This window comes from uncultured Fretibacterium sp., from assembly GCF_963544685.1.
In the GTDB taxonomy this organism is placed as follows: Bacteria; Synergistota; Synergistia; order Synergistales; family Aminobacteriaceae; genus CAJPSE01.
Map to the genome: position 1 here is coordinate 1 of NZ_CAUUGJ010000020.1, position 13717 is coordinate 13717.

Annotated in this window: 14 protein-coding genes; 7 read left to right on the forward strand and 7 right to left on the reverse strand. The window is 65.3% G+C overall.

Going from position 1 to position 13717, the window contains the following annotated elements; genetic code table 11:
- The first annotated feature begins 82 nt into the window (after positions 1–82).
- Together ABLA28_RS03350 and ABLA28_RS03355 are read left to right on the forward strand one after the other, a co-directional pair.
- Positions 83–397: a PEP-utilizing enzyme gene (locus tag ABLA28_RS03350; RefSeq protein WP_347712512.1), complete on the forward strand. Its 315-nt coding sequence runs from the start codon at positions 83–85 to the stop codon at positions 395–397.
- A 41-nt stretch (positions 398–438) separates the two neighbouring features.
- Positions 439–2586, forward strand: coding sequence for an AMP-binding protein (locus ABLA28_RS03355; protein ID WP_347712513.1), 2148 nt, complete (start codon positions 439–441; stop codon positions 2584–2586).
- Between the two features lie 120 nt (positions 2587–2706).
- On the opposite strand, the gene ABLA28_RS03360 is transcribed toward ABLA28_RS03355, so the two are convergent.
- From ABLA28_RS03360 to ABLA28_RS03390, 7 genes are all read right to left on the reverse strand, one after another.
- Entirely contained in the window at positions 2707–3408 is a 702-nt protein-coding gene (locus ABLA28_RS03360) for a TIGR04282 family arsenosugar biosynthesis glycosyltransferase (RefSeq protein WP_347712514.1), read from the reverse strand.
- Positions 3405–4127, reverse strand: coding sequence for a TIGR04283 family arsenosugar biosynthesis glycosyltransferase (locus ABLA28_RS03365; protein ID WP_347712515.1), 723 nt, complete (start codon positions 4125–4127; stop codon positions 3405–3407). The genes ABLA28_RS03360 and ABLA28_RS03365 overlap by 4 nt, the downstream gene beginning before the upstream one ends.
- A 28-nt stretch (positions 4128–4155) precedes the next feature.
- Entirely contained in the window at positions 4156–5145 is a 990-nt protein-coding gene (gene arsS / locus ABLA28_RS03370; RefSeq protein WP_347712516.1) for an arsenosugar biosynthesis radical SAM (seleno)protein ArsS, read from the reverse strand.
- Positions 5142–5489: an arsenosugar biosynthesis-associated peroxidase-like protein gene (locus tag ABLA28_RS03375; protein WP_015556480.1), complete on the reverse strand. Its 348-nt coding sequence runs from the start codon at positions 5487–5489 to the stop codon at positions 5142–5144. Before ABLA28_RS03375 ends, arsS begins: the two co-directional genes overlap by 4 nt.
- Before the next feature lie 67 nt (positions 5490–5556).
- Positions 5557–6450: a (Fe-S)-binding protein gene (locus ABLA28_RS03380; RefSeq protein WP_347712517.1), complete on the reverse strand. Its 894-nt coding sequence runs from the start codon at positions 6448–6450 to the stop codon at positions 5557–5559.
- A gap of 4 nt (positions 6451–6454) precedes the next feature.
- On the reverse strand, positions 6455–7132 hold the full coding sequence (locus tag ABLA28_RS03385) for a VTT domain-containing protein (protein ID WP_347712518.1): 678 nt from the start codon (positions 7130–7132) through the stop codon (positions 6455–6457).
- Entirely contained in the window at positions 7132–7890 is a 759-nt protein-coding gene (locus ABLA28_RS03390; protein WP_347712519.1) for a TVP38/TMEM64 family protein, read from the reverse strand. The genes ABLA28_RS03385 and ABLA28_RS03390 overlap by 1 nt, the downstream gene beginning before the upstream one ends.
- Positions 7891–8430: 540 nt before the next feature.
- Here ABLA28_RS03390 and ABLA28_RS03395 point away from each other — a divergent pair.
- From ABLA28_RS03395 to ABLA28_RS03415, 5 genes are all read left to right on the forward strand, one after another.
- A complete protein-coding gene (locus ABLA28_RS03395) occupies positions 8431–8682 on the forward strand; it encodes a hypothetical protein (protein ID WP_347712520.1) in 252 nt (83 codons plus the stop codon).
- Between the two features lie 101 nt (positions 8683–8783).
- Positions 8784–9719 carry a protein kinase gene (locus tag ABLA28_RS03400; RefSeq protein WP_347712521.1) on the forward strand — a complete coding sequence of 312 codons (936 nt, stop codon included), beginning with the start codon at positions 8784–8786 and terminating at the stop codon, positions 9717–9719.
- Between the two features lie 586 nt (positions 9720–10305).
- On the forward strand, positions 10306–10953 hold the full coding sequence (locus ABLA28_RS03405) for a PHP domain-containing protein (protein ID WP_347712522.1): 648 nt from the start codon (positions 10306–10308) through the stop codon (positions 10951–10953).
- A gap of 53 nt (positions 10954–11006) precedes the next feature.
- Positions 11007–12002 carry an ABC transporter substrate-binding protein gene (locus tag ABLA28_RS03410; RefSeq protein ID WP_299300362.1) on the forward strand — a complete coding sequence of 332 codons (996 nt, stop codon included), beginning with the start codon at positions 11007–11009 and terminating at the stop codon, positions 12000–12002.
- 21 nt (positions 12003–12023) lie between these two features.
- The gene (locus ABLA28_RS03415) at positions 12024–13697 is read left to right on the forward strand and encodes an ABC transporter permease subunit (RefSeq protein WP_347712523.1); all 1674 of its coding nucleotides are present in this window, start codon (positions 12024–12026) and stop codon (positions 13695–13697) included.
- The last annotated feature ends 20 nt before the right edge of the window (positions 13698–13717 follow it).

Sequence of the window (13717 nt, forward strand, 5' to 3'; positions counted from 1 at the left end):
ATGTAGCTCCGTCTCGTGGGCTCGGAGATGTGTATAAGAGACAGGGGCGGGGGAGCTGAACGGCCTTGCGGGCAGTCCGGGCATGGCGGAGGGTCCGGTTTTCATCGTCAGATCGTCGGACGACTTCGCGTCATTCCCCCCGGGGGCGGTGCTGGTGGCCCGTACGACGAACCCGGCCTGGACGCCGCTCTTCCACGCGGCCTGCGCCTTGGTGACGGAGAGCGGCGGCCCCCTCTCCCACGGGGCTGTGACGGCGCGGGAGATGGGCATCCCGGCCGTCATGTCCGTGCGCGGGGTGCTCGGCGTTCTGAGGGACGGGGACAGGGTCCGCGTGGACGGGACCCGGGGGCAGGTCCTGCGGCTCTCCGAGGTCGAACCGTCCGGTGCCGAGGGTTGAGCGATGAGGACCCCGACGTCGGATGTCAAGGAGGTTGCCAGGTGAAAAAGCTCATATGCGCTGCAGGACGTCTTATCCTGAGGCTTTTGTTCCGCGTGGAGGTCCGCGGCATGGAGAACTACCGCGCGGCGGGGCCCCGGGCCGTCATCATGCCCAACCACGTCTCGCTGCTGGACCCGGCCCTGGCGGCGCTCTTCATCCCCGACGAGCCCGTGTTCGCCATCAACAGCCTCGTGGCCCGGTGGCGGTGGGTGCGGCCCTTTCTGGCCCTGTTCCGCACCTGGTCCGTGGACCCCACGAACCCCTTTGGCCTGAAGGGCCTCATCGAGGAGCTGAAGCGCGACCAGCATTGCGTCATCTTCCCCGAGGGGCGTATCACCACCACCGGCAGCCAGATGAGGGCCTTCGACGGTGCGGCCATGCTGGCCGACAAGACGGGAGCCGTGCTGCTGCCCCTGCGCATCGAGGGGGCCCAGCTCTCCCATGCGTCCTACCTGCGGGGCAGGTTCCCGGTGCGTTGGTTCCCGAAGATCACCCTGACCTTCCTGCCGCCCCGAAAGCTGGAGATCCCGCCGGAGGTGAAGGGGCGTCGGCGGCGCGCCATGGCCCAGACGTTCCTCCAGGACCTGCTTCGGGACGCGGCGTGGCAGGTGCGGGACAGCGGGCGGACGTTGTTCGGCGCCCTGCTGGACGCCCGGCGGCTCTATGGCCGGCGGCGGGTCATCGCAGCGGACATCGGCCGGAAGCCCGTGACCTACGACGGGATGGTGAGGGCGGCTCTGGCCCTGGGAGACCTGTTCGGCGGGCGCTTCAACCCCGGGGAGCGGGCGGGGCTCTTGATGCCCAGCAGCGTGCCCACGGCGGCCCTGGCCCTGGGGCTGTCCCGGCTGGGACACACGCCGGCCATGCTGAACTGCACCGTCGGCGCGCAGAACGCCCTGGCCTGCTGCCGGGCGGCGGAGATCCGGACGGTGATCAGCTCACGGCGTTTCGTGGAGGCGGGGAAGCTCGGCGCCCTGGTGGAGGCCATGGAATCCGCGGGGCTGAGGTTTCTGTGGCTGGAGGATGAGGCCCAGGCCCTGGGGTTGAGGGCGAAGCTGACGGCCTGGTTCCGGGCGCGCTTCACCACGCCGGAGACCGCCGGCGGGCCGGACGATGAGGCGGTGGTGCTCTTCACCTCCGGATCGGAGGGGACGCCCAAGGGCGTGGCCCTGAGCCACCGGAACATTGTCGCCAACCGGGACCAGCTCATGTCCTCCGTGGACTTCCGCCCCAGCGACGTGGTGCTGAACGCCATGCCCATGTTCCACGTGTTCGGCTTCGTGGTGGGCACCATCATGCCCCTGCTCAGCGGGATGTACACATTCTACTTCCCCTCGCCCCTCAGCTACCGGGCCATCCCTCTGGTGGCCTACGACATCAACGCCACCGTCCTCTTCGGTACGGATACCTTCCTCTACGGCTATGCCCGCAGCGCCAGCCCCTACGACTTCTACAGCGTGCGCTACGTCTTCGAGGGGGCGGAGAAGCTGCGGGAGCGGACGTCCCGGATGTGGAGCGAGAAGTTCGGCATCCGCGTCCTGGAGGGGTATGGCACCACGGAGACCTCCGTCGTGTCGCTGAACACGGCCCTGCAGTGCAGCGCGGGTACGGTGGGCCGGGTGCTGCCGGGGCTCGAGGCACGGCTCGAACCCGTGGTCGGCCTGGAGGGCGTCGGGCGGCTCTTCCTGCGGGGGCCCAACGTGATGATGGGCTACCTCCGCTCGGAGCGGCCCGGTGTGCTGCAGCCGGTGGAGGACGGGTGGTACGACACGGGGGACATCGTCCGCCTGGACGAGCTGGGCTTTTTGAGCATCCGGGGGCGGGCCAAGCGCTTCGCCAAGATCGGCGGGGAGATGGTGTCCCTGACCGCACTGGAGGAGGAGATGGAGCGCCTGTGGCCCGGCGTCCGCTGCGCCATGGCCGTCGTCCGGGACGAGCGGAAGGGCGAGCGGATCATCCTGGTGACGGAGAAGAAGGACGCGTCCCGGGAGGAGATGACGGCGCACCTGAAGGCCGCCGGCTACGCGGAGGTGGCCATCCCGAAGAAGCTCCTGTCGGGGGTGAAGCTGCCGCTGTTGGGCTCCGGCAAGACGGACTACCCGGCCCTGGACCGCCTCGCATCGGAGACGGCGGGGGCGGCGGAGTGAAGCGGAGCCCACCCGACGACGGTTGGTCGGCGGGTGGGCGGCCCCGTCCGCGGGGAGCGGGACGCGCCAGGTGAAACCGGAATCCGCAGGCAAGGTTTTCGACAGGCGCCGAATTGCGTTCTAAACGGACCCGCCTCCGAGCAGCCCCTCCAGACAGGCCCGGGTCGCCGAGCCGTACGGGTGCCGTTCCTCCAGAAAGGCGTGCAGGTCGTCCGGGGTATCGAGGTCCCGGTACGGGTCCGTCTCCGCGCAGACGCAGCCCAGCTCTCGGGCCCGCTCCAGCGTGCCGAGCCGGACGCCGCCGCTGCCCCATGGGGCGGAGATGTCGAAGAGCTCCGGGATCGCCCTTTTCAGGCCGATGAGCCAGTAGCCTCCGTCGGGGGTCGGGCCCAGGACGACATCGGCCTCCGCCAGGAGGTCGAACGCCCTGCGGATGCTGTCGGGCCGCATGTGGGGGATGTCCGTCCCGACGATCGCCGCCCGTTCGTACCCCGCCTCGAAGGCGTCCCCGGCCGCGGCGAGCATCCGGTCCCCGAGGGTACGGCCCCGCTGTTCGCGGAGCTCGAGGGCGGCGGGGATCAGAGCGGAGTACGCCTCGGGCCGGCTGCTTCCCGTCCAGTAGAGGAAGAGGTCCGCCCGGTTTTGGAGCTCCAGGGCTGCGGCGAACGCATCGGCCCAGAAGCTCCGGTGCAGGGCCTCCCTCTGCCCTTCGTCCAGCAGGGGCGAGAGGCGCGTCTTGGTCTCCGAGCCGATCGGCAGCCGGGAGAATAGGATCAGAGCCTCGGATTTCTCCCCTTTTTCAGTCCTCTTCGTCCCCGTCATGGGTTCGCATCGCGTCCTTTCTCCCCGCGGCGCCCCTCGTAGAGGGTCCGCAGCGTCTCGGTCGGCACCCCCAGGATGTAGAGCGCCTTGATCGTGTGGATCTTCATCAGCGTCCTCAGCCGGCCGTTCCGGATGAAGCGCCGGGCCGAGGTCCCCACCGGCGTCTCCAGCGCCCGGATCAGCCCTTTGCGGTGCAGCGGACGCAGGCGCCTCGCGAGCTCCCAGTCCTCCATCAGGGCGAGGGGCGCGAAGCCGCCGAGCGAGTCGAAGACGTCCCGCCGCAAAAACAGGGCCTGATCCCCGAAGATCAGGCCGAAGCGCCGTGCCCGCGTGTGGGACGTGCGCTCCACGAAGCGCATGAACCGGTCGTCCGCATCGTAGAAATGGAGCCGGAAGAACCCGCCGACGTAGCCCTCCGAAAGGGTGAGCGCGATATCGGCGAGGCTCGACGGGGCGACTTGGGCGTCCCCGTGCACGAACCACAGCACGCCGCCCCGCGCGGCGCGGGCCCCCGCGTTCAGCTGAAGGGCCCGGCCCCTGCCGCAGCGAACGACGCGGACGCGGCCGAAGGCCGACGCCTCGGCCGCCTCGGCCGTGCCGTCCGTACTGTCCCCGTCGGCGACGACGATCTCCTTCTCCCCGGGGAGGGCGGACAGGGACTCCAGCAGGCCCGTGATGCGCGCGCGTTCGTTCAGGGTGGGGACGACGATCGAGATCATGACGCGGCCGAAGCACTCCGGGGCCGCGTCATGCCGTGGCCCCGCCGCAGCTGGATCCACTCCCCGCCGTGCAGGCGTAGCAGTGGTTGCCCAGGCGGATATTCCGCCTGGCGGGGCGGTCCCCGCCCAGGTCGCCGATGCGGTCCGTCCCCTCCACGGTCCAGTCCAGGGCCTGATTGAAGTCGCAGTCGTAAAGGCGTCCGTCCCAGCCCACGGAGAGCTGGCTGCGGCACATCATCCCCTCCGCCGCGGCGGGGTTGAAGCTGTCGTGGAGGCGGCGCATGTAGCCCGTCATGTTGCCGCTGCGCACCAGGAAGGCGCCGAACCGTCCCACGGGATTGTTCGTGATCGTGAACAGCCGGTTGAACACGATCCCGTGCTCTGCGCCGAGCTTGAGCTTGTACTCCCGTTCCATGCCCGCCTGGGGCGGAGGGAGGAACGCCCCGCCGGGGTTGTAGACCATGTTCAGGGACAGCCGGTCGTCCTTCCCGTACCCCAGGTCGTTCAGCCTGCGGAGCATGGAGACGGCGCTCCGGAAGGTCCCGGCCCCCCTCTGGCGGTCGCAGTCCCGCTCCGAGTAGTAGGGCAGCGAGCAGACGATCTCGACGCCGCGCTCGGCCATGAACTCCGGCAGATCGTCGTAGCCCCTCTCGTGAAGGATCACCAGGTTCGTCCGCACGATGACGTGAACGCCCGCCGCCGTGCCCCGGTCGACCAGGAACCGGAAATCGGGGTTCATCTCGGGGGCGCCGCCCGTGATGTCCAACGTGCGAAAATCCCAGGCGTCAAGGACCCTCAGGCAATGCTCCATCGTATCGCGGGACATGACCTCCGTCCGGTTCGGCCCGGCCTCGACGTGACAGTGCTTGCAGGCCAGGTTGCAGAGCCGCCCGACGTTGACCTGGAGGACGTCGAGCCGATCGAGGGTCTGTCCGACCCGCGGGTCGGTCAGCTTGCCGCGGAAGGGGGGAACGCAGGCCAGAGGATCGTCCCGGCCCGCGTTCGGAGCGAGGGTCACAGCTCGAGCCTCCCGACGATGTTCTTCATCTGGAGCCCGTGCACCAGGCTGGCGCCGCCCCGGATGGCGCAGGCCACATGGACGGCCTCCGTCATCTGCGCCTCGTTGACGCCGTTCTCCAGGCAGCTCTTCGTATAGGCGTCGATGCAGTAGGGGCACTGCACGGTATGGGCCACGGCCAGGGCGATCAGCGCCTTTTCGCGCTTCGTCAGCTCGCCCTCCTCGAACACGGCCCCGTAGTACGCCGAGAACTTCTCCCAGAGCGGGGACGCGCACTGCCCCATCTCCGCGAAACGGTTCAGGTCGTCGGCGTCGTAATAGGCGTTCGTCTTCTCCGTCGTCATCTTTGCGGAACCTCCTCGTGTCGTGATCGTGCAAAATTAAGAGGCAAAATCGAGTCGGGAAGCGGGCTCACCGGTGAGGAGGCTTCCCTAAACGCTGCCTCGTCCTCCAGCGGTTGAGCCAGCTCCGAAGCGACCGGTCCGGCGGGGGCGTGGGGCGGCCCGTCCAGTCTCCGCCGAAGACCAGGTCCAGGAGGTGCAGGCTCTCCCGCCCCCCCGTCCGCATGGCCGAGCGGCACGACGCGCAGTAGGAGACGACCGTCCCGCACGGCGACTCCGCCGCGCGTTTTTTCATGGCCTCGTATCCCAGCCCGGCGTCGCCCGCTGCGATCATCGGGGCGCAGCCGCAGCAGCGCGCCCGGTCCCGGGCATATCCCATCTCGCGGACCGTGGCCCCCAGCTCCCCGAGGACGGTGCGCACGCCGTCGTAGATCTCCGGGACGCCCCGGGTGACGCAGGAATCCTGGATCGAGACCTCGAGGCCGTGTGCGCCGCCATGGCTCCCCTCGGGGAGCCCCATCTCCGCCAGGATCGTCCAGAACGAGCGCACCCTCCGGCCCTCGTCGAAGTGCCGGAGGATGGAGTAACAGTTCTGGCAGGCCACGATCACCTCCTCCGCCCCCATGAGGTCGAGGTCGCGCCGCACCGTGTCGAATCGCCTCCGGAACTCCCCGGTCATGGCCATGAGCTTCAGCGGCTTCCCGCAGCACTTGAGGAGCGCGCCGACGCCCTCCATGCGTTCGCGCAGGTACTGCCATGCCGCCAGGACGTGCCCCGGGGCGTAGGCCGACAGGCTGCACCCCGGGAAGAAGACGCGTTTCGCCCGCCCCCTTTTCGTGCCGACGGTACCGTCCGCCCCAACGGCGCGGCAGAAGAGGGGCGAGAAGGCCAGACGCTGGTGAAAGCGCATGGTCCGGTGGAAGGGGCCCTTTGCCGGGGGCGTCGCGTTCGAGCGGATGCCCATGGCGTCAGGCTCCGGATCTCCCGACGTAGCGCCGTTGCAGATAGAGCCCCGCCGTCGTGACGAGGACGGCCAGCGCCCCGGCCAGGATCAGGTAGAGGCGTCGGTGCTCCGCGTCCCCCAGCCCCGCGGCCCCAAGGGTGAAGAAGGTCACGCCGGGCGCCAGAAAGAGCGCCGTGTAAAGGGTGTAGGGCCAGAGTCCGATGCCCGTGATCCCGTAGGCGAAGTTCTGGAGGTTGTAGGGGAACAGCGGCACCAGCCGGGTGATCATCAGGAGCACGACGCCGCTGCGGCCGACGTCCTCGAACAGGACGCGCTTCAGATACCGGTTGCGTTCCACCCAGGGGGCGACGGCGTCCCTGAGGAAATAGCGGCCGGCCAGGAAGGCCAGGACCGCTCCGATCGTCGCCGCGGCCAGGCAGAGGACGGTGCCCAGGAGGGGACCGAAGAGGAGCCCGGCGACGATCGCGAAGGTCACCCCCGGGAGGGCCAGCAGGACGCAGCCCGCCGTCGTCGCCGCGATGTAGATCAGCGAGGCCGTCAGGACGTCCCTGCGCACCGCTTCCCTCAGGGCCTCCAGGCCGCTCGGGCCCGACAGAAAATCCGACCAGCCGTAATGCCGGTTCAGAATGAGGACGGCGAACGCGATCCCCAGGAGGATCAGCGGCTTTGCACGGCGTCCCATCAGGCGCTCCGGGCGGAACGTTTTTTTCTCTCCGTGTAGACCTGCTTCAGCAGTACGATCAGGATCGAGAGCGCGAAGAGGATCAGGAGCCCCGTGACGAAGAGCTTTGCCCCGCCCGTCAGCATCCCTCCGACGTAGGAGTAGACGATCGTCGCGGGAAGCTGCCCCACGCCCGTGGCGATGAAGAAGGACCAGAACCCCATGGAGGTCAGGCCCGCCGCGTAGCTGACGATGTCGAACGAGATGAACGGCAGGAGCCGGGCGATGAGGATGCTCTGGGTCCCGTGCCGCTCGAAGAAGGCGTCGATGGAGCGCAGGCCGGTCCTGCTGGAGAGCTTTTCCACGACGTCGCGGCCGAGGATGCGGGCGATGTAGAAGCAGGCCGCGGCGCCGGCCATGGCGCTGGACCAGGACAGGATGGCGCCCCGCCACCAGCCGAAGAGGTTGGCGTTGGCGAAGGTGATCAGGAAGGCCGGGAGCGGCGCCACGATGGACTGGAAGACCATCAGGAGGAAGGAGACCGCGGCGGCCATGGTCCCGTAACGCTCGACGAAGCTGCGGACCGCGGTGAAATCGCCGGTTGCGAAGGCCGAGAAGATGGAGTCGATGACGTCCCTGTACGGCGGCCAGACGAAATAGGCCCCGACCGCCGCGGCGAGCAGGATCAGGAGGACGGCCTTTCCGGCGTATTTCCTGCCGGACGCTCCCGGCCGTCCGGGGCCGCAGGCGGCGTCTTGTACGTTTTTCGTTTCACTCATGCGGGATACCTCCAAACGGAACAGCCCATCCCGGGAACGGGACGGATCGGGACGGACGGGCCACGGCCCCAGCCCGTGGAGATGAGGGCTGAGCGCAGGGCGACATCGGCGGGGTTTTGTCCTTGTCGGACGGGACCGCCCGTGCGGGGATCCGGCTGCCGGGCTACAGGGAGGAGCGTTCGTTCCGAGCGAAGAGCCGGGGACGGGGAGCCGGATTCGCAGCGCCCGCTGTGGCGCACACGTGCACACCGTGCAGCGAATGCGAAACGCGTCATGTGAATACGGCCATGGCTCTTCCTCCTTCCGTTTGAACTTTCATTTGGGGCTTACGGCTATTGTACACCAGGGTCGGAGATTTGGATTTACGGGACATGCCGCCCCGGGACGCGGCTTCTCGAGAAGCCGGAAAACAAGCGGGGCTATGGATCCCGCTGTTTCGGCCCGGTGTCCCCGGGCCTGCTCCGGCCTGCGAAGTTACCCTTCGGGTTGTGATAAAATCGGTCTGTACAAGAGGTTTAACTGTTTGGGGAGGTGCGCTTTATGTCGAACTTCAAGTCGTCCTTTGTCTCCACGATGTCCGATGAGCGACGGAAGGAGATTGCAAAACAAGTTTCGGCTGCTGTCAGAGTTGGTGATATGGAGCTTGCAGGCAAACTTGCTTTTCAGATTCCTTTGTCGCTGCCGCGAGCAAGGGTTCTCAAAGCTGACTGGGGTATTGAAAGGCTCAAGAGATCCGGTCACAACTTAGATGACGCAGTGGCGGCTTATGGAAAAGAATGGCTTGAAGCTTGATGCGCTTCAAATGCGAGAGAAGGATTTTGACATGAAGAGTGAACTTTTTGCTCTGAATGTCTCATTATACCTATTCAATATTGGCGTGGAGGATTGATTGTATGCCGCCTGAAGGTACAGGTATTTTTTTGCCTCCTGGAAAAAGCATCATTTCGGAAAGTGCGTACTATAAAATCATAAAATTTATTGGCAGAGGTGGTAATGCTATCGCCTTTAAGGTATTGTGTACATCTGGTGATAATCACGGCTTGATTTTTGCACTCAAGCTACAATACAATTTGTCAAGCGAGATGCGTCAAGAACGCTTTTTTAAAGAAACGAAATTCTTGAAGGAATGTAGACACCCTGCCATACTGAGCCATATTGATGATGGTATCTATGAACTTTCTGATGGGCGTAAATTTCCATTTATCGTTACCAATTTTTTGCCGCAAACACTTGTGGATGTAGTACGTGATGTTGAATTTGATTTCGTTAGAAAAATAGAGATTACTTGTCAGTTGTTGAGTGCATTGCATTTTTTACAGGCGCAGATGATTTTGCATCGAGACATAAAGCCAAACAATATTTTTATGAACAATAATGACGTATTCCTTGGTGATTTTGGCTTGCTTAAAAAAATTAACAATACGCCCGTTGATAATCCAGATGACGATATACAGCTTTTGCGTGAATCCACAATGGCAGATGTGCATAACCTAACCGGATATAAAGCGATGCCAAGAAGATATAGAACTCCCGAGTTGGTAAGGTATGCTAATCAAGAAGATATTTTGCATATTGAGTCTGATGTGTTTCAGTTAGGCTTGGTTTTGACAGAGCTTTATACCGGGGAAAATCCCTTGCAAGAGGCTGATGATATTACGTCCCCCATTAGACTTAACAAGATAGGTCCTATCAGTGGAACAAAGCATGGTGGGCTGGTTTTTAATCAGTTGAGCGGAATGCTGAAAGAGGATTATACACAGCGCACTTCTGTTAAAGACCTACTTGCTTCATTTACAGGCTTATATCAACGATCAACTATTAACTGCTAGATTGTCAAATCAAATGCAACAGGTAAATTGAAAAAGGCCCTTGGATTACAGTCCAAATACAACAGTAGGGGGTGAGAGAAGATAAAAAGCCCATATATAAGCAAGCTAAACAAGCGACCAACGAGCAACTCAAGAGGACGGCGAATGTCCGGGCCCGCCGGGCGGGATGGGAGCGCATGGCGCGAGGTTCCGTGCTTCCCGCCGGCGCCGCGCCCGGTGAATTGACAGACCGGCCCGGCTTCTGCTAGAGTTTCCCCGATGCTTTCCTCCGGCGGAGAGCCCGCCGGACAACCTCAGGAGAAAGGAGGATTCCCCATGCGCCGTCCCGAGACGTGATGCGCCCCCGGCGATGCACGTGATGCATTTTTGCCGCGGTCCGGGTCGGGACGCACGAGGGAGTCCGGATCTTTTCCCGCCTCCGTCTGATCCCTCCTCCCGATAATTTTTGCCGTGGATTCATGCCCTTCTTCCCGCAGGAGTGGAAGGCCTGTCCCCCTTTCGGATCGCCATTTTACGACTTTACGGAGGAAGCCATCGTGAATATCGAAAAAACGAAACGGGCAAGGTTCTCTGCGGCGGCCCGCCAATGATCCTGGACACGCACCTGCACACGAGCGAATACTCCCCGGACAGCTCCATGCCGGTCCGGGATGCCGTGCTGAGGGCCAGGGCCATGGGGCTGGACGGCCTGTGCGTCACCGATCACGATTCCATCGGGATCGCCGCGGAGGTCGACGCACTGCGTTGGGAGTGCGGTTTCCCGTTGTTCGTGGGCATCGAGGTCCTGACCACGGGAGGGGATTTCGTCGTGTTCGGCCTCGATCGCGCCCCGTCCGACATCCCCACCTCCGCGGAGCTGATGGACTGGGTGTCCCGATGCGGCGGCGCTGCAGTGGCAGCCCATCCTTTCCGGAACAACGGGCGCGGGGCGGGCGAACTCGTCCGCGGCCTCACGTCGCTCTCGGGCATCGAGTGCTTCAACGGCAGCACTTCGCCGGAGGCCAACCTCGAGGCTCTGAGGACCGCAAGGGAGCTGGGGCTGGCCCGGCTTGGGGGGAGCGACGCCCATAAGGCCGAACGGTTGGGGCGCTTCGCTACCCGCTTCGACGGTCCTGTTCGGGACGAGAGCGATCTGATCCGTCTGATCCGGGCTCGGGCCTGCGAGCCCGTGGCCTGGGACGGAAGCTCGTTCGTCCCCGCGGAGGCGTGGGTGCGGTCGCAGGGTGAAGAATAAATGTTCTCTTTCAAGCAAGCTCGTTTTCATCACTATTTCTAGGAGGTCTTTTCATGTTTATGAGAGTTTTCGCCGGAGTTCTGCTGTCCTTCTGTTTCGCGTTCTCCTCCTGGGCCGCCGAGGCCGGGAAGGGGATCAGCATCTTCATCGCCTACACGGGGATCAAGCCTATCCTGGAGGCGTTCACGCGGGACACGGGCATAGAGGTCGACTACCTGGAGATGTCCTCGGGCGAGGTGCTGACCCGAATCCGTGCGGCCAAGGGCAAGGCTCAGGCCGACGCCTGGTTCGGCGGCGGGCTGGACAGCTACATCGCCGCGGCCGAGGAGGGCTTTCTGGAGCCCTACGTCTCCCCGGAGCGCGCAGCCTACGACCCCATGTTCTATAACGCGGAGGGCCTCTGGAGCGGCATCTCCCTGGGCGCCGTCGTCATCATGGGCAACACGGAGGTCATAGCCCGGAACAAGCTGCCGATGCCGGAGAGCTGGGAGGATCTGGCCAACCCCCTTCTGCAGAAGGAGCTCCTCATGGCGACCCCCGCGGTGAGCGGCACCTTCTACTCGATGGTGTCGAGCCTCCTTCAAACGATGGGGGAGGAAAAGGGCTGGAAGCTGCTCGAGGCCATCGACGCGAACGTCCCCTACTACTCGAAGCGGGGCGCCGAGCCCGCCAACAAGGTGAGTCTGGGAGAGGCCGGCATCGCCGTGGCTCCGTTCGACACGGTCGAGCGCCTGAAGCAGGAGGGCTACAAGGTCGAGATGGCGTTCCCCAAGGACGGAGTTCCGTGGTACATCGCCCCCGTGGCCATCTTCAAGGGAGCCCGGAACTCCGAGGGGGCTAGGGCCCTGGTGGATTGGGTGCTCTCCGAGAAGGGGCAGGCGGCGCTGGCCCTCCACACCACGCAGGCCCCCATCCGTCCCGGCGTCAAGCTGGCGCCCGCGGTGCAGGCCATGCGGGACTCCAACCTGATGAAGATCGACTTCGTCCAGGCGGGTAAGGACCGCAAGCGCATCCTGGAGCTCTGGCAGGAGAGGTTCGGCAGCAAATAGCGCCCGCGCCGCCTGTTTGCCATGACCTTGCGATCCGGCCGGAGTTTTCGCCTTCGTCACGGAAGCTCCGGCTTCCTTGTCCGCGGCGGCGACGGCGCGCTCTCGGGGCTCGAGCGTCTGCTCTGGGCCCTCACGGCCTGCGCCCTGCCGCTCTTTGTGCTCTGGCCCGTCGGGGCCGTTCTGTTCGAGAGCTTTGTGCGGGACGGCAGCCTCTCCCTGCGCGCCTACTCGGGCCTCCTCTCCCGAAACGCGGGGCTGGTGCGCGACAGCTTTCTCCTCTCCGGGACGGTGACGCTGTGCACCCTGCCCCTCAGCACCGCCATAGCCCTGAGGCTGGTCTACGGCCCACGCCGCGGGCGCGGTGCGGTGACGGCGGCCCTGGCGCTCTCCACGATCTCCCCGCCCTTCCTCTGCTCGATGGCCTATCTGATGCTCTTCGGACGGCGCGGGCTCGTCACCTGGAGGCTGCTGGGCTTCGAATGGAACCCCTACGGCTTTCATGGGGTGCTGATCATGGAGACGGTCTCGCTGATCGGGCTTGCGGCCCTTTTGATCGCGGCCTCGCTGCGGCGGGTGGACGGGGCCCTCGAGCGGGCCTCGCTGGACCTCGGCGCTTCCCCGGCGCGGACCCTGCGGAGCGTCAGCCTGCCTCTGGCCCTTCCGGGACTTGCCGCGGCGGCCCTGACGATCTTTGTCCGCTCCCTGTCGGACTTCGGGACGCCCCTCTTCCTTGGCGGCCGGTTCCAGGTCCTGGCCTCCCGGGCCTACACCACCCTTGTCGGCGTGGGGGACTTTCCCCTGGCCTGCGCCATGAACGTCCTGCTGCTCCTCCCGGCCCTGGGCATTCTCTGCCTGAGGAGCGCCGAGGCGGGCGAGGGGTTTTCTCCATCTCTCGGCCTGACGCAGGATCGCTCGCTCCGCCTGTCTGCCGGTCTTCTGGCGGTCCTGGACGGCGTGGCTTGGGCGTTCGTCCTCCTGCAGGTCATGGTCTACGGGCTCATCCTTCTGGGGAGCGTGACCCGGACCTGGGGTACGGACTTCTCCCCCACGACGCGCCACCTCTCCGCCCTCCTCGGGTTCCGGATGGGGAGCGTCCTGCGCAGCCTCGTCTGCTCCTTCGCCGCGGCGCTCGGGGGATGCCTCCTCGCCGCCGTCATCGCCTCCCTGCTCGAGGGAACGGGTCCGGGCCTGCGCCGCACGGTCCAGGCCGTCGCGGACCTGCCCTACCTCATGCCGGGCACGTTTTTCGGCGTCGGTTACCTCCTGGTCTCCGTCAGCCTGCCCTTCGAGCTGGGGCCCACCTTCCTGATCGCCATGAACTGCCTGTTCCGCCAGCTCTCGCCCTCGCTCCGCGCGGCCAGGGCCGGACTGGCCCAGATCGACCCGGCGCTCGTCCAGGCAGTCCGGGACCTGGGGGGAGGCCCCCGGCGGGTGCTGACGGACCTGCTGATCCCACGGCTCCGTCCCTTCCTGCGCCTGGGCTTCCTCAACGCCTTCAGCGCGGCCATGACGACGACCGGCCCCATCATCTTTCTGGTCAGCCCCTACGCGCGCGTGGCGTCGATCGAGCTCTTCGAGGCCATCAACGAGGGGGACTTCGGCGCGGCCTCCGCGATGGGAACCCTCCTGATCGCCGTGGTCGCAGGCGTCAACGCACTCGCCTGGCGGCTGAGCACCCGGAGGGATGCCTTTTAGCCGAGGATTTAACCGCCGCA